Here is a 19,561-nt window from a genome sequence, read left to right on the forward strand (position 1 = left end):
CTATGCCGAATTCACTGGAAACTTTACGCTGAGTATAGCGCCTCCGCCCTCATGATTGCGGGCGCTGAGGTGTCCGCCATGCTCTTCAACGATTTTTTTAACGATGGCTAAGCCTAATCCGGTGCCTTTGTGTTTGCTAGTGACATAAGGCTCGAACAGGCGCGGCAGCAATTCTGGCGCAATGCCGGGGCCATTATCGCGGACACTGAGCAGCGCTTGCTTGGTATCCATGAGGTATTGGGTGCTGATGGTCACATTGGCGGGGCTGACGTGATGCTCTTCCAAGGCTTCCAGCGCATTTTTGGTCAAGTTCACCAGCAGTTGGCGCAAGCGGTGAATATCCAAGGATAGCGCGGGCAAATTCGGCTCCAGTTGCAACTGAATTTGCACCTGCCCTTCATTCAGGCGATAAAGTTCCGCAATTTCCTGCACCAGCGCATTCAGATTCACCGCTTGCAGGCGCAAACTGGGGGCGCGTGCGTAGTCGCTGAAGGCATTCACCATCGACTTGAGGTTGTCGACTTGTTGCACAATGGTATTGGTCATGCGTTGCAGGAAATTGGCAGAATCGGCACTGAGTTCGCCCGCCAATTTGCGGTGCAAGCGTTCCGCCGAAAGCTGAATCGGGGTCAGCGGATTTTTGATTTCATGCGCCAAACGCCGCGCCACTTCGCCCCATGCCGCATCGTGTTCGGACTGAATCAAATCGGTCACATCATCAAACACCAGCACCGAACCTTGTTGCCCCGCCAAACCCTGCGGCAAACACGCGCCCCGGCACACCAAAATGACGCGCCCATTGTCGGTATTCAGGGTAATTTCTGCCTGCCATTCATGCCCGGTGAGCATGTCTTGCCAATGCGTGCTTACCATGTCGATAAACGGCTGCAATGCAGGCAAATTGTCGCCCAATTCACGCAAGGTTTTGCCGACGTGATCCAACAACGGTTGGCGCAAAATGCTGTTAGCTGCCGAATTCACCCGCCGAACCGTGCCGGTTTCATCCAACGTAATCACGCCGGATGACAAATGTTCCAGCACCACATGCAAGTAATCGTGTTCCTGTTGCAACTGGCGGCGGGCTTGCTCACGTTCCACCCGCGCATCCGACAAGCGCTTGGTCATGGTATTGAACGAACGCGCCAAGATGCTGAAATCGTCGCGTTCCGAGACAGGCAATTTCTTATCCAAATCGCCTGCCGCCACCGCAAGTGTGCCCTCCACCAACGTCCGTACCGGGCTGGTCAAGCGCCGCGAAAACACAAACGCTGCCCACAACGAAAACAAGGTGGTCAGCACCATAATCACCACAATCATCAGGCGAAACATGTTTTTGAGCGCATCACGCTGGTACACCAAACTCTTGTATTCATTCCGCGCCAACAACACGCTTTCCGCCAGATCGCGTTCCCGGTCGGCTATGGGAAAACGCGCCGTCAGAATGGCTTGATGCTCGCTGTCTTTGCCGTAACGCACTGTCACCGCAACGCGCGAAAACAATTCGCCATCGCCGCCCGGTTCAAGGGTGGAATAGTAACTGCGGATTTGCATCATGCTAAACAAGCTGGCGCTGGGGATTTGCGGAATCAGCGTTTCAGTGTCTTCTAATGCCAACGCCAGCAATTGTTGAGCGCTATCCATCAGCAGAATCTCGTTGGCACCAATGCTCAGGAACTGCTCCAGCAACAACGGAATCTCGGATAAATTTTTGCCGCGCAGATTGGGCTTAAAGCGTTCCAGCATGGCAATGTATTGGCGGTGACGGGTTTTCAGCGCCAGATCGCTGAGTTCCAAAGAGTCATCCAAGGCGCGTTCCACCGACACCGAAAACCAGCGGTCAATGCGCGTGCCAATCAAATTCACCGCAAACAGCGACACAAAAAAGACCGGCAATAACGTTAGAATCAAAAATCCCGTCATCAAACGCAAAGTGAAGCGCGAACCCGCTTGCCGAGTACGCCATTGGTTAAACACTTTGACCAAATTCCCCAGAATAACCGCACTCAGCAATACCAGCGTCAACACGCTGAAATAGAAATGCCAATCCCCATAACGTTGCAGATTGCTAGGGCTAAGCGTCGCCAGATTCAATAGCACCAGCGACACCATCAGTAACACAAATACCAACAGTAGCGGCAACCATTGCCACCACCGGCTTTTTAAGGAATCGGCCACAGCACTCCATCACTTTCCAGTGAATAGCGATCAGAAAATAAAGACTTCAATTTCAACGGCAACTCCAAAGATTGCTGGGTCAAGGTCGCGGTCACAAAAACGGCGGCGTTATCCCCCCACGCGTCTTCCGGCACGGCGGGCAGTCGATAATCGCTCAAGGTTCCCAATTGTTCCAAGGCAGCGGGCAGGTTTGGGAAATTCCAATTCTGCTTGTTATCTTCGCGCACGACCTGATATTGCTGGCTCAATGGGTGGTATTTTAGTTCAGTTTTCACCACTACCAAGGGTTTTTGGGTATTCCACCACCAAGTATTGTGCCATTCCAAGGTAAAACGGGTTTCGTTTTGCAGCGTCAAGCCGTTGAGCAAGCCTTCGCGTAAATAGTCGCTCAGGTCGTAATCCAGCTTGAGGCTGGTTACTAACTGCTTGGGTGGTTGAATCTGAATCGAAAATTCCTGAAAACGGATACTGTTTTCAGCCGCCTGCACTTGCCCAAAGCCAGTACACAGCACGAGCAGCCCCGTCACCAAAAACCGCTGCAAAAGGGATCGTCTGCTTGTCACGTTGTTGTTTCCTGCACTGCTTTGCGCAACAGTGCGTAATAAAATCCATCCATGCCCTGTTCACCCGGCAGAATTTGCCGCCCGACGCTTTGAGCATGACCCCAGACACCCGCAAGCGGCGCCTGGTAAGCATCAGGGTGCTCTGCCAAGAAAGCTTCCACCTGACGGCTGTTTTCATCCGGCAAAATCGAGCACGTCGCGTACAACAACTGCCCGCCGGGGCGCAAAGTATGCCACAACGTGCGCAATAAACGTGCTTGTTCTTGTTGCAACTCGGCAATATCGCTGTCGCGGCGCAACACTTTAATATCCGGGTGGCGACGGATGACGCCGGTTGCCGAACACGGCGCATCCAGCAAAATACGGTCAAATACCTGCCCATCCCACCAGCTTGCCAATTCCCCCGCATCTGCCGTTACCAGTTGTGCCTGCAAATTCAAGCGCGTCAGGTTTTCGGTAACACGTTTGAGGCGTGATTCGCTGTCATCCAGCGCGATTAAGTGCAAACCGTCGGTGCGTTCCAGTAAATGGCTGGTTTTGCCACCGGGCGCAGCACACGCATCCAACACGCGCATTCCGGCTTGGCAATCCAGCAACGGCGCGGCGAGTTGCGCAGCGGCATCTTGCACCGACACCGTGCCGCTGAAAAAGCCGGGGAGTTGTTCCACACCCACGGGGGTTTGCAAGATCAGGGCGCTGTCAACGGCGGGGACGCGTTCTGCCGCAATGCCTGCCTCTTGCAGCAAGGCTTGATACGCTGCGGTGGTTTGCAGCCGTTGATTAACCCGCAAGGTCATCGGCGCGTGCGTATTGCTGGCGCTGAGGATGTCTGCCCAAGCGTCCGGCCACGCGGTTTGCAGGCGTTTGAGTAACCAGTCGGGGCAAGCGTAACGTGCCGTAACGCTGCTATCCGCTTGCACCAATAATTCGGCTTGCTCACGGATGAACGTGCGCAACACACCGTTCACCAGTTTGCCCGCCCACTCTTTTTTGAGCTTTTTGGTGGCTTTAACGGTTTCGTTGACGGCGGCGTGATCGGGTTTGCGCTGGTAAATGAGCTGGTAGAGGCCGATGCGCAACAGGCATTCCACATCCTTATCTGCCGCTTTTAACGCTTTTTTTACCAGCTTGTTGAGGATGGCGCTTAAACGCTCGTGCCAACGCAAGGTGCCGAAACACATATCGCGCAACAGCGCCTGATCGGAGGGGTTGAGACTGGCAATCGCACGGTCTTGCAGCACTTCGGTAAGCGATTCGCCCTCGTAAATCACCCGTTGCAAACACAACGCCGCTGTCGCACGGGCGCTCACAATTGCACCCCTAGTAACGAACGCCCGTTGAGGAATTGTTCTGCCGTGAGGCGTTTACCGCCGGGGAGTTGCAGGCTGAGGATGCGCACCACACCCTCACCCGTGGCAATGTCGATGCCGGATTTGCTTTCGGCAATGACCGTGCCGGGGGAAGCATTCCCTTCGACTTCGCTCAGGGAATGGGAGGCGAAGAGGCGTAAGGGTTGCCCTTCGTATAAGGTAAATGCTACCGGATACGCATCAAAGGCGCGGATGGTGCGGTCAATCACTGCCGCTGTTTGTGTCCAGTCGATTTGCGCTTCTGCCTTGGTGAGTTTGTGAGCGTAATTGGCAAGCGCATCGTCTTGCACTTCGGGTTGCAGTTTACCGGCTTCCAGCAATGCCAGCGTGTGCAACAACGCCGTTGCGCCCTGTGTTGCTAACTTGTCATGGATGCTTTGCCCGCCATCCGTCGCGGTAATCGGGCAAACCACTTTGTGCAACATATCGCCCGTATCCAAGCCCGCCGCCATTTGCATAATGGTCACGCCGGTTTCGGTATCACCCGCCTGAATTGCGCGTTGAATCGGTGCCGCCCCACGCCAGCGCGGTAAGAGCGACCCGTGAATATTCAAGCAACCGTGACGCGGAATATCCAATACCACTTGCGGCAAAATCAGCCCGTAGGCGGCAACAATCAGCACATTCGGCGCGTAAGCACGCAGCTTATCCTGCTCTTCCACGGCTTTCAGCGACAGCGGCTGTTCAACCGGAATGCCTGCATCCACCGCCACTTGCTTCACCGCGCCAAAAGTGAGCTTGCGCCCACGACCTGCCGGACGGTCGGGCTGGCAATACACCGCCACGACCTCATGCCCTGAAGTGAGCAAGGCTTGCAAAGCGGGAACCGCAAATTCGGGCGTGCCTGCGTACACGACCCTCATGCGATAATCGCTTTGGCGGCGGCAGCCCGTTTTTCTGCCAACTTAGCCTGTTCTTTTTCCCACTTTTGTACCACTTTGCGGGCTTTTTGCTGTTTGGGCGTCGACAAGTAATCGACAAACAATTTGCCTTCCAGATGATCCATTTCGTGTTGGATACAAATCGCCAGCAACTCATCGAAATCTTGTTCCAGCACCTCACCGTCGCGGGTCAAGGCGCGTACCCGAATGCGCTCGGCACGAGTCACCGTTTCGTAGTAATCGGGAACCGAGAGACAGCCTTCCTCGTGCTCGATTTTGCCTTCTTTGTGCAAAATTTCCGGGTTGATCAAGCACAGCCGTTCCGTTTTCGTTTCCGAAATATCCAAGGTGATAATGCGCTGGTGAATGTTGACCTGCGTCGCCGCTAACCCAATGCCTTGATTGGCGTACATGGTTTCAAACATATCATCCACAATCTGTTGGATGGTGGTGTCAACTTGGGCAACCGGCGCGGCTTTCTTGCGCAAACGCGGGTCTGGATGGTGTAAAATCTCTAGTTTTGCCATTGTAAATACCGAAAATCTAAAAGTTCTGAATGTTTTTCAGGCCATAGTTTATTATAAACCGCACATCCAACCCATAATAACGACAAGGATACCACCATGCGGCATTCTTCTGCTTTCTTCTTGAATACCCTGTGCATTAGCATCGGGGCGACCCTTGTGCTTAGCGGCTGCGGCGCAACCACCACCACCCCACGCGGGGGCGCTGACCCTTACGACAAGTATTACGGGCAAGTGACCGCGCCAGCAAGTGATGTGATTGATTCCAAAAGCATTATCATCAATCCCGCCGCGCCCAATACGTATGTGGTCAAACAAGGCGATACCTTGTGGGGCATTGCCCGTAAATTCCTGAATACGCCTTGGCATTGGCCGGAAATCTGGGATAAGAACCAACGCATTGCCAACCCGCATCAACTTTACCCCGGTGATGTATTGACCTTCGATTACGCCACTAGTGCCACGGCTGGCAATGGCGATAAGTTGCAGCCGCGCCTGCGCATTGACCGTCATGGGCAAGGCGAACCGATTGCCACCTTAGCCGAATTCATGCTGTGGCCACGGGTGCTGGATGAGGCAACGATTAAGAATGCGCCCTATATCCTCGCCTCTCGCGATGATCGCCAATTGATTACCGAGGGCGAAACCATTTACGTCAAAAACCTGCGCAATGCAGCAGCCGGGACACGTTGCGCCATTTTCCACCCCAACAAAGCCTTGCACGACCCGCGCACGGGGCAATTGCTAGGCTACGAAGTGACTTATGGCGGCTACAGCCGGATTGAGCGGGTGGATAATACCGCAACCGCAACCGTGGTGGATGCGAAGCGCGAAATCCGCAAAGGCGACCGCTTGCTGGCACCGTTGGACGACGTGGCTTATTTGAATGGGGTGATTCACGCGCCCAACACCAAGATTCGCGGCGATATTGTTTCCTTGTTTGATGCGGAAGCGATTAGCGGCAACCACATGATTGCGGTGATCAATAAAGGCTTGCGCGACCGCATTGAAGTCGGGCACACGCTGGGCGTTTACACCGACGGCAAATACGTGGTGGACGTGGTGAAATCGTGCGACGCCAAATCGGGTGCAGTATGCAGCCAATTGCCGCCGGAAAAAGTGGCGAATCTGGTGATTTACAAAGTGACCGACCGGGTGAGTTACGGGCTGATTATGGATGCTACCCGTGAGGTGAAAGACGGGGATAAAGTGGGGAATCCTTAACAACACGGGGGCGAGAGATACTCGCCCCGTGCTAGTCGCTGTTATTACAGCTCTTTCATATTGGAAATGAGTTCATTCGCGACCGCCTGCCCGTCGCCATACAGCATCCGGCAGTTGTCAGCGAAGAACAGGTGGTTCTCGATTCCAGAGAAGCCTGCGCCCTGGCCGCGTTTCACCACGATTACGTTCTTGGCGTAATCCGCGTTCAGGATCGGCATTCCGTAAATCGGGCTGTTCGGGTCAGTCCGCGCAATCGGGTTCACCACGTCATTCGCCCCAATCACCAGCGCCACGTCAGCGGTGCGGAACTCTTCGTTGATTTCATCCAAGTCGTAGATAATGTCATACGGCACACCCGCTTCCGCCAACAACACGTTCATGTGACCCGGCATCCGCCCCGCAACCGGGTGAATCGCAAACTTGACGGTCACGCCGCGTTCCTGCAATTGCTTGGTCATTTCCCAAATCTTGTGCTGCGCCTGCGCCACTGCCATGCCGTAACCGGGGATGATAATCACCTTTTCCGCAAACGCCATCATGATCGCCGCATCCGGGGCTTCAATTGCCTTCATCGAGCCGCTGACTTCTTGCGCTTCGCCGGTGGTTTCGCCGAAATTGGTGAACAACACGTTGGTAATCGGGCGATTCATCGCCTTTGCCATCAATTGTGTCAACAACGTACCGGCGGAACCCACCACAATGCCCGCAATCATCATCGCCGGGTTATCCAACACATAGCCTTCAAAACCCACCGCAAGGCCCGTGAAAGCATTGTAAAGGGAAATTACCACAGGCATATCCGCGCCACCAATCGGCAAAGTCATCATCACGCCAAACGCCAGCGCCAAGGCAAAGAATACGAACAACACAAACATGCTGTAATCCGTGCCGCTGGTCGCAATGCCCAAGCCTATCCACGCGGTGAGAATAAACAACCCGGCGTTGATGCGTTGCTGATTCTTAAAGCGGAATGCGCCACGCAATTGTTTCAAGCCTTGCAGCTTACCAAACGCAATCAATGAACCAGAAAACGCGATAGCACCAATCAGCGCACCCGCCACCGCCAGTGCCTGCACTACCGGATCCATTTCATGCTGCTTGATCAGTTCGACCGCTGCAATCGCTGCTGCCGCACCGCCACCCATGCCGTTGTAGAGCGCAATCATTTGCGGCATATCGGTCATGGCGACTTCTTTGCCGGTTTTCCAAGCAATACCGCCACCGACCGCAATCCCGATGAAAATCAACAAATAATTGCTATTAACGTGCGGGTGTACAAACGTAATGACCGTTGCCAGCACCATACCGATGCCCGCCCACACGATCCCGCGCCGCGCGGTGACAGGCGATGCCATTTGCTTGAGGCCGAGAATAAACAGCACAGCGGCTGCCAGATAAAAAATTTCAACAAGTAGGTTCATGTTTATTTGCCCCCTTTGCTGCTTTTGAACATGTCCAGCATCCGCTCAGTCACGACGTAACCGCCGACCGCGTTACCCGCCGCCAGCACCACCGCAATGAAACCCACCAGTTGTTCCATAAAGCCTTCCGCCTGACCCAAGACGACCATTGCGCCGACCAAGACGATACCGTGGACGAAGTTTGAACCCGACATTAGCGGGGTGTGCAGGATAACCGGCACTTTAGAAATCACTTCATAGCCGACAAACCCGGCAAGGATGAAGATGTAAATGGCGATAAAACCTTCCATTGTTATGCTCCTTCAACCAGTTGGCGAATGGCGGCGTTCATGATTTTGCCTTCGTGCGTGAGTAACGCGCCTGCAATCACTTCGTCGCTAAAATCGGGGGCATATTCGCCACCTTTCAACATCGGGGTGAGGAAGTTCAGCAGGTTTTTAGCGTACATCTCAGACGCATGTACCGGCACTTGGCTAGGCACATTGAGGGGTGCGTGAATGGTCACGCCGTTATGCACGATGGTTTTGCCCGGTTGCGTCAGGGTGCAGTTACCGCCGCCTTCTGCTGCCAAGTCGATAATCACCGCGCCGGATTTCATGCCGTCCACCGTGGATTCGGGAATGATTTTCGGGGAAGGACGACCGGGAACAGCAGCGGTGGTGATCAACACATCGGCAGTGGCAATGTGTTTTGCTAAAGCTTCTTGCTGTTGCTGCTTTTCTTCCGCCGTCAATTCACGTGCGTAGCCACCCGTGCCTTCAGCGGTAATGCCGAGTTCGATGAATTTTGCGCCGAGGGATTGCACTTGTTCTTTGGTGGCAGCACGCACGTCATACGCTTCAACCACCGCACCCAAACGCCGTGCAGTCGCAATCGCTTGCAAACCCGCCACGCCGACGCCAATGATAATGACTTTGGAGGGGCGAATCGTGCCTGCCGCCGTGGTCAACATCGGGAAGAAACGCGGGGCAAGGTCAGCGCCCATGATCGCGGCTTTGTAACCGGCGATAGCAGCTTGCGAAGACAGCACGTCCATTGACTGCGCCCGCGAAATCCGTGGAATCAGCTCCATCGCAAAGCTGGTGATATTTTTGGCGTTGAGTGCCGCCAGCCGTTCAGGGGATTGGTAAGGCTGCAACATGCCGATGAGCACACTGCCATCCTTTAATTGCGCAATTTCAGCATCAGACGGGGGTTGCACTTTGAGTACGATGTCAGCTTGCTGATACAAATCGCCTGCATCAGCCACCAGCGTTGCCCCAGTAAAGGCGCTGTCAGGAAGGTGTGCCGCAGCGCCCGCACCGGCTTCGACCAAAACTTCAGCGCCTAATTTGCTGAGTTTGGCAATGACGCTGGATTCGATGGCAACCCGACGCTCGCCTTCGGCGGTTTCCTTGGGCACAGCCACTTTGATTGACATAGGTTCTGTCTCCAGAAGGTAGAGGGGTGATAAGGGTCAATATACTAGCGGAATATTCGCAGGGAATGAAATATTTCATGCGGATAGCACCAAAAGAAAAGCCGAGTAAAACCCGGCTTTCCTTTATCAAGACCCTACGTGTTTAAGGCAGGTTGGCGGCAACGCTTAACGTGTGCCATTTGCCATCAAGTCAACGCGGCGGTTAGCGGCGCGACCTGTTTTAGTGCCATTGTCAGCAACAGGCTGCGATTCGCCTTTACCGACCGCTTGGATAGCAGCGGCTGGAACGCCTTTGCCAGCCAAATAGTTGGCAACTGCGCCTGCACGCTCTTCAGACAACTTTTGGTTGTAAGCATCAGAACCCACGCTGTCGGTGTGACCCGTCACGCTGATACCTGTTACTTTTGCGCCTGCCAAACCAGCGAGGAACTGATCCAGATTCGCTTTACCGGCTGGCTTCAGGATGGCTTTGTCAAAGTCAAAGTTAGCATCTGAGGTCAATGTCATCTTTTGGATAGGTGCCGGTGCCGGGGCTGGAGCCGGTGCGGGCGCTGGAGCCGGAGCTGGTGGCGGAGCCGGTGGCGCTTCTTCACAGCCTTCTGGCGAACTGCCGTAAGCGGCATTAACGCACTCTTTATCGCTGTTTTTGACCGCTTTACCGGAGCTGTCTTGAACGTATTTGCCGTCTTCCGCGTAAGCGGTAGTCATCATCATCGCAGCCATCAGTGCAGCAATGCTAATGCTGGTAATTTTCTTCAGAGTCATGTTGATCTCCTTAAGCCTAATTTGAGTTTAAATTGTTGAACCCCGGACTCTTACAACCATGAAAGATTAATTCTATCGGTAAGAGACGTAAGTTATGACTATAGTGTCTTAAATATACAACAACGGCTAGGATTATAGGTTACTTTCCGGTTAAGTTCCTATAGGTGAAGAGAATTTTATTTGTAAACGCAAAAAGAAAAGCCTCCTCGCATTTAAGCAGGGAGGCTTCTTAAACCGTTTATGAATCAAGCGACTTGATGCATTTCGGGCTTTATTTCTGGTAGCGCTTCATGCTAGAACGTGCTGCCGGATCCATTTGAACAGGACCTTTGTAGTTGCCTTTTGCTTTCACTTTAGGCACAACTGGCATACGCACGGCGGCACGTGGTGTAGGTGCTGGCGCAACAACAGGAGCAGCCGGGGGCGCAGGGGGCGCTACTTCGCAGCCTTCTGGTGAGTAACCGTAAACAGCTTGAACGCATTCGCCATCACTGTTTCTGACCACTTCGCCGTCGCTATTTTTAACTACTTTCATCTCAGCCGCGTGAACGCCTGCGGTTGTGAGCATCATCGCAGCGAAGCTGATGCCTGCAATTTGTTTCAGAGTCATGGTGATCTCCTTGGAGTCTAGGTTTTGAGTCGTAAAGTTGAGTTTTGCTTTATGTTTGAGCGTAGCATTCATACCACAATTGTGTATATTGCACGACAAACGCACGATACGCCACAGGTAAATGCTATGCAAGGCAAAAACGGATTAAGCCCCCCAGCAATCAATGAATTGCTCAATATTATGAGTCGCTTGCGTGACCCGACGGGCGGTTGCCCTTGGGACATCAAGCAAACCTGGCAAACGATTTTACCCTACACCCTAGAGGAAGTGTACGAGGTAGCCGATGCCGTCGACCGCCATGACGCGGGGGCGTTGTGTGACGAGCTAGGCGATTTGCTGTTCCAGATTGTGTTTATGGCGCAAATTGCCAGTGAGCAAGGTTTGTTCGATTTCAATGATGTCGCTGCTGGCATTTCCCGCAAAATGCTGCGCCGCCACCCGCATGTCTTTGGCGACACGGTATACGCCGATGAGCGTGAGCAAAAACAAGCGTGGGATGCGATTAAGCAAACCGAGCGCAACACGCAAGCCAACGAAAGCGGATTTTTTGCCGGAATCCCCGCCGCCATGCCCGCGTTACGCCGCAGCCAGAAACTTCAGCGCCGCGCTGCTGCCGTCGGGTTTGATTGGGAACATTGGCAACAGGTCATTCCCAAAATTCAGGAAGAACTCGACGAGGTGGTGGATGCGGTTGCCAACAGCGAATCGCAAAGCCGGATTGAGGAAGAAGTCGGGGATGTGCTCATGGGTGCGACCAATTTGGCACGTTTGTTGGGGGTGAATGCGGAAAATGCTTTGCGTTTATCCAACCAAAAGTTTGAACGGCGCTTTGGGCGAGTCGAAGCAATACTCGCGGCTCAGGGAATTTCGCTGGAAGTTGCCTCACTGGAACAGATGGAAGATGCGTGGAATATCGCCAAGCAGGAAGAGAAACAGACAGACGGTAGCTAAAAGCGCATAAAAAACGAAGCCCCCGACGAACGGGGGCAGTCAACACGGGCAAATGTTATTATTATTGTCTTATTATTATGGTTGTTCTCAAACACCTATCTCCTGATAAAGTCCCCTTGTGTTATCCACAAGGGGTAGAGGAGTCGAGACATGGTAAGGCGCTTTATTGTTATTAATGTTTATGCCTACTCGCTATCTCTTGGGGCTTGCTGATAAATGCTTTCCTTAACCCTTTCTTATTATTGTTGTCGTCCCTTTCCAGACCTTCTAGTCTTTGCTGTCTCAGTCTGTGCAAAGGTTATTGCAACGCCCATGCCAACCGCACCTTTCACGCTTAAGCCATTAATTTAATTGATTAAAGAATGGTTTTGTCGGAAGTGACACGGTGGTTTGGCTGGTGTGAATGCTGTCAGAAAGTGACAGAATTGACAGATTGAGTGTCAGGTCTGAACTAGGATTCGTAGAACCTTAGTTCAGACTGGCGCGAAGCGCTTGGCGAATCATGTCTTCCACACTCAAGCCTTGATTGTCGTAAGCGGCAATCATCTGGCTGGCTTGCGCGGGTTTATAGCCGAGTGCTAACAGCGCATTCACGGCTTCATCGCTGACCGATACGGATGGAAGCGGAGCGCTAACAGCAACACCCGTGCTGCTGCTTGCTTCTGCTTTAGGCAAACGATCCCGCAACTCAATCACCAAGCGTTCGGCGGTTTTCTTGCCGACACCGGGGATGCGGCTCAAGCGGGCAATGTCCGCCGCGTGAATCACTTGATTGAATTCAACCGGGTTCATGCCCGACACAATCGCCAGCGCCATCTTCGGCCCCACACCATTCACTTTGAGCAAGTGGCGGAACAGTTCGCGTTCGATTTGCGAGCTGAAGCCGTACAGCAATTGCGCATCTTCGCGCACCACGAAATGGGTGTAGAGGGTGACTTCCGCGTGTAATTCCGGCAGGTCGTAAAAGGTGGTCATCGAGGCTTGGACTTCGTAGCCCACGCCGTTTACGTCGAGCATTAAATCCGGGGGTTGTTTGATTAGCAGTTTGCCGCGTAATAATCCAATCATGCTACGGTACTCCTCAGGCGTTGTTGCAAATGGCTCGCATGAGCATGGCACAATGCCACCGCCAGCGCATCTGCCGTATCGACCTGCAAACGCCCTTGCAAACTGAGCAGCAGCTTGACCATGTGTTGCACTTGCGCTTTATCCGCGCCGCCTTTGCCGACGGTGGCTTGTTTGACTTCTTTCGGGCTGTATTCGGCGACCGGCAAACCGGCAATCACCCCCGCGCAAATCGCCGCACCCCGCGCTTGCCCCAATTTGAGTGCCGACGCGGGGTTATTGGAGACGAACACGCTTTCAATCGCCATTTCAAGCGGCTGGTATTCGCGAATAATGCGGGTGATTTCGCTGAAAATCGTCCCTAGCCGTTCGGGAAACGACGCATCGCCTAAGCGCAAACAGGTGCTGAAAACGTGCTGATTGCGGCGCCCATCCGTGTCGATAATCCCGATGCCGGTAATCCGCGAACCGGGGTCAATGCCTAGAATCCGGCGGGTGGTCACTTAACCATGCGCCACTAAATCGGCATCGTTGAAGTCGGCATTGGTGAAGACTTCTTGCACGTCATCCAAATCTTCGAGCATGTCGATCATTTTCAATAACTTAGATGCCGTGTCACCTTCGACGGAAGTCAGGTTATCCGCCCGCATGGTGACTTCATCGTGATCAGGCGTGAAACCTGCTGCAATCATGGCAACTTTTACCGCTGCAAAATCTTCCGGCGTGGTAACGATTTCAGCCGAACCGTCGTCATCCATCTGAATGTCGTCCGCTCCGGCTTCGAGCGCGGCTTCCATGAGCTTTTCTTCATCCAGACCGGGGGCGAAGTTCATCACGCCGATTTTCTTGAATTGGAACGCGACCGAGCCATTCGTGCCGAGGTTGCCGCCGTGTTTGGTGAGGGCATGGCGTACTTCGCCCACAGTGCGGTTGACGTTATCGGTCATGGTTTCGACGATCACTGCAATCCCACCGGGGCCGTAGCCTTCGTAGCGCACTTCGACGTAATTGTCGGTGTTGGTTTCGCCCGCGCCGCGTTTGCAGGCTTTTTCGATGGTGTCGCGTGTCATATTGGCACTCAGCCCTTTATCCACGGCGAGGCGCAAGCGCGGGTTGGTGTTGGGGTCGGAGGTTTTGCCTTCGCGTGCCGCTACGGTGATTTCGCGGATGATTTTCGTCCAGATTTTGCCGCGTTTCTTATCAACCGAGGCTTTCTGGTGTTTGATGTTTGCCCATTTGCTATGACCGGCCATGTCGAACTCTCGTTTTCAGTCTCAAAAAGTGCAGATCAGTTTAGCATAATCGCTAAAAGTTTTAGACTTCCGTCGTAAAAACTTGGCAGTGAAAATGCTTACGTCAGATTCTCTTTCACAAAAGACCGTTTGCGATTGTTGGCTACGTACTTGATTGACCAAGCCGAACCCTTACCCGTTTGTTGTGCTTCTCGAATCGCGTGTTCGGCATGTTCCAGAATCTCCCGTGTCCATTCCAGCACGGCAAGGTTCTTTTCGAGTGAGGGCAGCTTGTTCCATTGCTTGCCCGACAGCCAATAGACTACCAGACCCGATTCAGCCAAGGCTTTACGTTCAGCCGCCGATTCCCTGAATTGGTCTTGGCTTAAGATTGCCCAGTCGCTTTCGCGTTTTAAGACAGCAATCCATTCAATATCAGGCGTATGCGGCGGAAATTTGTCACGTAAATGAATCGCCTGATGCGTGGGCGCAATCAAAGCATCCAGTGCTTTTGCCAGTGATGGCGGTAAATTATTATCCAGAAACAGTTTCAAGCGGCTTCCTGTAAGCGCGATTCATACAGCACCGCTTGTTTAACGTCTTCCTGCGTTACCGCGTAATTGGCAGCAATCACCGCCAGCGGCTCATCCAGTCGATACGCCTCATACAGCACCCGTGTCGGTACACCAGATTCTGTCAAAATCGGTTTGCCGAAAGCCCGTTGCGGGTCAAGTACAATGGATTTATCGGCATATTGCGCCTCATTCATCGGATACCAGCGTTCCGCATCTCCAAGACTAGAATAATCAATGCTTGCCAAAAACGACGGGCGGTAAACTTTATCCATCACATACTGTTTGCTGATGACATCGACTAGATGCGAGTCACCCATCTGTTCTGCTGCTTCCAGAAATACTTTTTTGCCATCGGTATGGAAGTGTTGGCGGGCAAAGGGGTAAGACGTATCGAATTCTTCCCGCGCAATCCGTGCCGCTTCACGAATGACGGCAATGCTCAAACCTTGCTGGCGAAATTCATGCACCAGCTTTAATTCCAGCAAATCATGGAAGCTAATCACGCCTGCTTCAGCGATTTCAGGTTGCCACAAACCCGCGTATGCCACGCCCTTGCTGTGGTAGCCAAACATCCACCGCCGCAAGGTTGACGCAGGCACGCGGATGATGTGCGCGGCTTCGCGGGCTGAATACAAGCCCTTGCCCACCAATTCACTCATTGCCATTGTCGACCTCTCTTACCCAAAATGGGCATTAACTCCAACAACGATACAACATAATCAGACTTCCAGCATCTCAAAATCGTCTTTGCCCACGCCGCAATCCGGGCAACGCCAGTCATCGGGAATGTCTTCCCAGCGCGTACCCGGCGCGATACCTTCTTCGGGCAAACCGTTGGCTTCTTCGTAAATCCAGCCGCACACCACACACATCCACGTTTTCATTGGCATTATCACTTGTTGGTTAGAATAATGGCTTGATTATCAAACAAATAAAACCATTAAGCAAAAAGACGGATGACGTCAAGGATTTTGCTACTATTAGCATTACCAATAAAGGAATCGAGTGTTGTCATGATATGGGTATTGTTTGGTTTAGCACTGCTGCTAGTAGCATGGCTGGCTTATCGAGCCGGTTGGGAGCGCGGCCTGCTGGAAGGGCATAAAGCAGGTGCAGGCGAAGGTTTCAAAAAAGGTCACGAAGATGGCATGAAAGCCGGTCTCAAAGCGGGCATTAAAGAGCACATGGTCACCACCTTGGTGGATGCCAAACCCATTCCGGGGATGCACGAAGATTTGCATCAGCAAGTGAAAGAAGAAGTGCTGAAAGCGATTACCGCCAAGCCCGAACAGAAAAAAGCGCCTGCATCGCCGAAACCCAGCTTCATTAGTATGCTGTGGGAAGAATTCGGCGGCTGGTTATTGATTGCGTTGTTCGTGTTGCTGCTTGTATACCTGTTCCGATCGGGGTAAAAACACACGAGAATTTCTTCATGCTTAGAGTGATGCCGCACCCATGAAAACAGCACCCCGTGAAATCGCTACCCCTTGCCCGCAAATGTCCCTGAAAGTGCCGCAAGGCATGACGCAGGTGGAATTTTTCAACAGCCCCGCCAACCTGAAAAACCTTGCCGAAGAAAACGGCTTGTTCCGCACCCCGGAAGATTTGCTGCTCTACCGCAAGCTGGTGGGGCATAGCGTGGAATTCGACACCTCGATTATTCTGGATTGTTCACGCCGCATTCTTGACCCGCTGGGTCGCCCGGTGCGCCGCGATCAAATGAAACGTCAGGAAAAGAAAGTCTGGTCGAAGATGACACAAATCATCTGCGATTACATGTTTGAAAAATACCCCGACCCTGCCGAACACCTGATTTTATGCGGGGAAGCCAGCCTGGATTCGACTTGGCCGTTGAACAAGCCGGGTGTTCCCAGTATCCGCATGATTCACAACCATTTTATGGTGTTTCCGATGGCAGAGTTACGCGAGGCCAAGGAAGCCGATGCCAATAACCCCAACCTAACCGACAGTGGACATAACACCTTGTTTTTACGGCAATTGAGTGAGGCTTACCGCAAGTTTCTGGAAGTGTTGGATCTGCAAATTCTCAAGCTATTGCCAACCGAAGAAGCCTCCTTGCGCTTGACCTGCTACCCGCAAGGCTTGCCGTGTTGGGAAGTGGTGGGCGGCGCAGAGCGTTTGAAAGACCAGTATTTCTGGTACGAATACGAGCAAGTGTTGCGCGGCTTTTTGGATTTCTACCGCACCTTTTTCTCGATGGTTGCCACGGGTGAGGCGCGAGTGCCGGATAATGCCAATTTCCCGAACCAGATTGATGATGTGTTGCTGGGTAATCAGCGTTTTGTACGGGTCGCACGCGATTTGCGCGAAAAAGTGATTCAAGACCCGCAATTTGCCAACGATATTCGCTGGCGACCGGCGTACAAGCAAATCCTGTTCCGTGATGACAAAGGGCGCTTGGTGGTAACGATTTCGCAGAATTCGGTGGGCAATGCGATCACCGAGTTGCTGGGGATTGTGGTGAAACGCCAAGTCGATTCCGATGCTTACGCTGCCGTGGAAGAGGGATTGGTCAGCCGTTTGTTGGAGGTGCGCGGACGCTTGCAGGCCGCTAACTTGGGTGAATCGTTGTCTGCCCCGTGCTGGCCGAATGGTCATTACCAGCCGTGCCGTTAAGTGAAGTGTATTAGCTGAATGAACGTATTATCTGACCCGTTAACGCTAACCATGGCGGTGTTGGCACTGCTTATCGTCGGCATTTCCAAAGGTGGCATGGGCGGCGGTTTGGGGGTATTGGGTGTGCCGTTAATGGCGCTGACCATGCCCCCTGCGCAAGCAGCGGCGATTTTGCTGCCAATTTTATGTGTCATGGATTTGATGGCGTTGAAAGCCTTTTGGCAACGCTGGTCATGGGTGCACCTTCAGCAATTATTACCTGCTGCCATTCTGGGGATTGTGATTGGCGCGTTCACCTTTACGTATTTTCGTGCCAGCGATGTGCGTTTATTGGTGGGGCTGATTGCGGTCGGGTTTGCGTTGAATTATTGGTTCAAGCCCTTCCAGCGCTTGGCAATGGGTAAACCGGGGGTAAAGTCAGGGCTGTTTTGGGGCAGCATTGCGGGGTTCACCAGTTTTGTGGCGCACGCGGGTGGCCCGCCGGTGAATATTTACCTGTTGCCACAAAAGCTGGATAAAACGGTGTATCAGGCGACCACGGTGCTGTTTTTTACCAGCGTGAATTACGTGAAGCTGATTCCTTATGCGGCGTTAGGGCAATTCAACAGCACCAACATGGGAGCATCGGTGCTGTTGTTGCCGATTGCGGCGTTCGGGATTTGGTTAGGCTACAAACTGCATCACCGCGTACCGGAGAAGCAGTTTTTCCAAGTCGCTTACGTGTTTTTGTTTCTCACCGGCTGCAAGCTGATGTTCGATGGCATTAGCGGTTTAATCACCGGCAGTGGTGTCTGAATGCAGCGCACTGGCGAGTACTTTGTCAATGCGCGTGCCGTCCATGTCCACCACTTCGAGCCGCCAGCCTTCCCATTCGCAATGGTCGGTGGTTTGCGGCAAACGCCCTAGAATCAGCATCAACATGCCGCTTAGGGTGTGGTAACGGCCTCGGTCTTCTTCGGGGACGCTGCGGAAGCCCAAACGGTCTTTGAGTTCGGGAACGGGAATTAAACCGTCCAACAACCAACTGCCATCCTCGCGCTGGATTGCCCACGCATCTTCCTGCGATTGCGGTTTGAATTCGCCGGTAATCGCCTCCATCAGGTCATGCAGGGTGACAATGCCTTGAATTTCGCCGTATTCGTCGATGATAAATACCATTTCGCCGCCGGAATTCTTAAGGTTTTCCAACAACTCCATGCCGGTCAGCGATTCGGGTACAAAGACAGCCGGGCTGAGGTGTTCGGTCAGGCTGGGTTCTTCGCCGCGCAACAATTGATTCAGCAAATGGCTGGTGCTCACCAAGCCCAGCACCTCCTCCCAATTGCCACGCACCACCGGGAAACGGGTGTAACGGTGCGCTTCCACTTGGCTCAAGCTTTCTGCCAGCGGTTTATCCGCGTCCAAAAACACCACGTTATTGCGCGGCACCATGAACGAGGCAATCTGGCGGTCATCCAAGCGGAAGACGTTGCGCACCATTTGGTGTTCTTGCTGCTCAATTACCCCGGCATCCGAGCCTTCGTTCAACAGGTGGTGAATGTCTTCTTCGGTGACACTGTTATTGCCGGTGTCTTTCACCCCCAGTAGACGCAACAGCAAGCGGGTCGAACCCGATAACAACATGACAAAAGGCTTGGTCAGAATCGCCAGCCACAGCATCGGGCGTGCCACGAAACGCGCAATTCCTTCGGGGCTGAGTTGTCCGATACGCTTGGGCACCAGTTCGCCCAATACGATGGAAAAATAGGTGATGCCCACCACCACCAGCACGGTTGCCGACGGATTAGCAATGTGAGCTTCCACCCCAAAGCCTTGCAACCACGCACTGAACGGCGGGCTTAGGGCGGCTTCGCCCACCATCCCGTTCAAAACGCCGATGGAGGTGATGCCAATTTGCACGGCTGAGAGGAAAAAAGTGGGGTCTTCGCCCAAACGCAGCGCGGTAGCAGCGGCACTGTCGCCTTGCTGAGCGAGGTTTTGCAGGCGGGCTTTGCGGGCGGCGACTAAGGCAATTTCTGACATGGCGAAAAAGCCATTGAGGAAAATCAAGCCAAACAATATGGCAATGTCCATGAGACTGTGTGTTCCGTGATGTTATGAAAAGAATGGCGGCATTGTACCTGCGATTGTTACTATTTCCGCTATTTC

22 protein-coding genes are annotated in these 19,561 nt (G+C 53.2%); 5 read left to right on the plus strand and 17 right to left on the minus strand.

Annotated features, from left to right (window positions below):
• From L3K52_02225 to def, 5 genes are read right to left on the minus strand one after another with little or no spacing between them, the layout of a single operon-like run.
• Positions 1-2,175 (minus strand): ATP-binding protein, encoded by a 2,175-nt coding sequence (locus L3K52_02225; protein ID UOG92564.1) that lies wholly within the window; start codon positions 2,173-2,175, stop codon positions 1-3.
• The gene (locus L3K52_02230; protein ID UOG92565.1) at positions 2,160-2,738 is read right to left on the minus strand and encodes a DUF4390 domain-containing protein; all 579 of its coding nucleotides are present in this window, start codon (positions 2,736-2,738) and stop codon (positions 2,160-2,162) included. Before L3K52_02230 ends, L3K52_02225 begins: the two co-directional genes overlap by 16 nt.
• Positions 2,735-4,048 (minus strand): 16S rRNA (cytosine(967)-C(5))-methyltransferase RsmB, encoded by a 1,314-nt coding sequence (gene rsmB / locus L3K52_02235; protein ID UOG92566.1) that lies wholly within the window; start codon positions 4,046-4,048, stop codon positions 2,735-2,737. The genes L3K52_02230 and rsmB overlap by 4 nt, the downstream gene beginning before the upstream one ends.
• Complete coding sequence (gene fmt, locus L3K52_02240; protein UOG92567.1) at positions 4,045-4,971, minus strand: methionyl-tRNA formyltransferase; 927 nt, start codon at positions 4,969-4,971, stop codon at positions 4,045-4,047. The genes rsmB and fmt overlap by 4 nt, the downstream gene beginning before the upstream one ends.
• Complete coding sequence (gene def, locus L3K52_02245) at positions 4,968-5,516, minus strand: peptide deformylase (GenBank protein UOG92568.1); 549 nt, start codon at positions 5,514-5,516, stop codon at positions 4,968-4,970. Before def ends, fmt begins: the two co-directional genes overlap by 4 nt.
• 96 nt (positions 5,517-5,612) lie before the next feature.
• On the opposite strand from def, the gene L3K52_02250 reads away from it, so the two are divergent.
• Positions 5,613-6,737, plus strand: a complete 1,125-nt coding sequence (locus L3K52_02250) for a LysM peptidoglycan-binding domain-containing protein (GenBank protein UOG92569.1) — start codon at positions 5,613-5,615, stop codon at positions 6,735-6,737.
• 44 nt (positions 6,738-6,781) lie between these two features.
• On the opposite strand, the gene L3K52_02255 is transcribed toward L3K52_02250, so the two are convergent.
• The 5 genes from L3K52_02255 to L3K52_02275 all read right to left on the minus strand — a co-directional run bounded on the left by L3K52_02255 (position 6,782) and on the right by L3K52_02275 (position 10,953).
• Positions 6,782-8,158 (minus strand): NAD(P)(+) transhydrogenase (Re/Si-specific) subunit beta, encoded by a 1,377-nt coding sequence (locus tag L3K52_02255; protein ID UOG92570.1) that lies wholly within the window; start codon positions 8,156-8,158, stop codon positions 6,782-6,784.
• A 2-nt stretch (positions 8,159-8,160) separates the two neighbouring features.
• Complete coding sequence (locus tag L3K52_02260) at positions 8,161-8,448, minus strand: NAD(P) transhydrogenase subunit alpha (protein ID UOG92571.1); 288 nt, start codon at positions 8,446-8,448, stop codon at positions 8,161-8,163.
• A 2-nt stretch (positions 8,449-8,450) separates the two neighbouring features.
• A complete protein-coding gene (locus L3K52_02265; protein UOG92572.1) occupies positions 8,451-9,578 on the minus strand; it encodes a Re/Si-specific NAD(P)(+) transhydrogenase subunit alpha in 1,128 nt (375 codons plus the stop codon).
• Between the two features lie 165 nt (positions 9,579-9,743).
• Positions 9,744-10,343, minus strand: a complete 600-nt coding sequence (locus L3K52_02270) for an OmpA family protein (GenBank protein ID UOG92573.1) — start codon at positions 10,341-10,343, stop codon at positions 9,744-9,746.
• 271 nt (positions 10,344-10,614) lie between these two features.
• The gene (locus L3K52_02275) at positions 10,615-10,953 is read right to left on the minus strand and encodes a hypothetical protein (GenBank protein ID UOG92574.1); all 339 of its coding nucleotides are present in this window, start codon (positions 10,951-10,953) and stop codon (positions 10,615-10,617) included.
• Positions 10,954-11,079: 126 nt separating this feature from the next.
• Here L3K52_02275 and mazG point away from each other — a divergent pair, with 126 nt between their 5' ends.
• Positions 11,080-11,904, plus strand: coding sequence for a nucleoside triphosphate pyrophosphohydrolase (mazG, locus tag L3K52_02280; protein UOG93954.1), 825 nt, complete (start codon positions 11,080-11,082; stop codon positions 11,902-11,904).
• A 468-nt stretch (positions 11,905-12,372) separates the two neighbouring features.
• Here mazG and ruvA read toward each other — a convergent pair whose 3' ends face one another.
• The 6 genes from ruvA to L3K52_02310 all read right to left on the minus strand — a co-directional run bounded on the left by ruvA (position 12,373) and on the right by L3K52_02310 (position 15,660).
• Positions 12,373-12,972, minus strand: a complete 600-nt coding sequence (gene ruvA / locus L3K52_02285) for a Holliday junction branch migration protein RuvA (GenBank protein ID UOG92575.1) — start codon at positions 12,970-12,972, stop codon at positions 12,373-12,375.
• Positions 12,969-13,472, minus strand: a complete 504-nt coding sequence (gene ruvC / locus L3K52_02290) for a crossover junction endodeoxyribonuclease RuvC (protein ID UOG92576.1) — start codon at positions 13,470-13,472, stop codon at positions 12,969-12,971. The genes ruvA and ruvC overlap by 4 nt, the downstream gene beginning before the upstream one ends.
• On the minus strand, positions 13,473-14,222 hold the full coding sequence (locus L3K52_02295) for a YebC/PmpR family DNA-binding transcriptional regulator (protein ID UOG92577.1): 750 nt from the start codon (positions 14,220-14,222) through the stop codon (positions 13,473-13,475).
• Positions 14,223-14,320: 98 nt separating this feature from the next.
• Positions 14,321-14,755, minus strand: coding sequence for a hypothetical protein (locus L3K52_02300; protein UOG92578.1), 435 nt, complete (start codon positions 14,753-14,755; stop codon positions 14,321-14,323).
• The gene (locus tag L3K52_02305) at positions 14,752-15,441 is read right to left on the minus strand and encodes a DUF433 domain-containing protein (protein UOG92579.1); all 690 of its coding nucleotides are present in this window, start codon (positions 15,439-15,441) and stop codon (positions 14,752-14,754) included. Before L3K52_02305 ends, L3K52_02300 begins: the two co-directional genes overlap by 4 nt.
• A 54-nt stretch (positions 15,442-15,495) precedes the next feature.
• On the minus strand, positions 15,496-15,660 hold the full coding sequence (locus L3K52_02310; GenBank protein UOG93955.1) for a rubredoxin: 165 nt from the start codon (positions 15,658-15,660) through the stop codon (positions 15,496-15,498).
• Positions 15,661-15,789: 129 nt separating this feature from the next.
• Between L3K52_02310 and L3K52_02315 the strand changes: the two genes are divergently transcribed.
• From L3K52_02315 to L3K52_02325, 3 genes are read left to right on the plus strand one after another with little or no spacing between them, the layout of a single operon-like run.
• Positions 15,790-16,188, plus strand: coding sequence for a hypothetical protein (locus L3K52_02315; GenBank protein ID UOG92580.1), 399 nt, complete (start codon positions 15,790-15,792; stop codon positions 16,186-16,188).
• Between the two features lie 43 nt (positions 16,189-16,231).
• A complete protein-coding gene (locus L3K52_02320; GenBank protein UOG92581.1) occupies positions 16,232-17,413 on the plus strand; it encodes a hypothetical protein in 1,182 nt (393 codons plus the stop codon).
• A gap of 18 nt (positions 17,414-17,431) precedes the next feature.
• Positions 17,432-18,208 (plus strand): sulfite exporter TauE/SafE family protein, encoded by a 777-nt coding sequence (locus tag L3K52_02325; GenBank protein UOG92582.1) that lies wholly within the window; start codon positions 17,432-17,434, stop codon positions 18,206-18,208.
• Here the strand turns inward: L3K52_02325 and L3K52_02330 are convergent.
• Positions 18,185-19,486, minus strand: a complete 1,302-nt coding sequence (locus L3K52_02330; protein ID UOG92583.1) for a hemolysin family protein — start codon at positions 19,484-19,486, stop codon at positions 18,185-18,187. The genes L3K52_02325 and L3K52_02330 overlap by 24 nt on opposite strands.
• Between the last annotated feature and the right edge of the window lie 75 nt (positions 19,487-19,561).

The organism is Candidatus Thiothrix sulfatifontis (assembly GCA_022828425.1).
Lineage (GTDB): Bacteria > Pseudomonadota > Gammaproteobacteria > Thiotrichales > Thiotrichaceae > Thiothrix > Thiothrix sulfatifontis.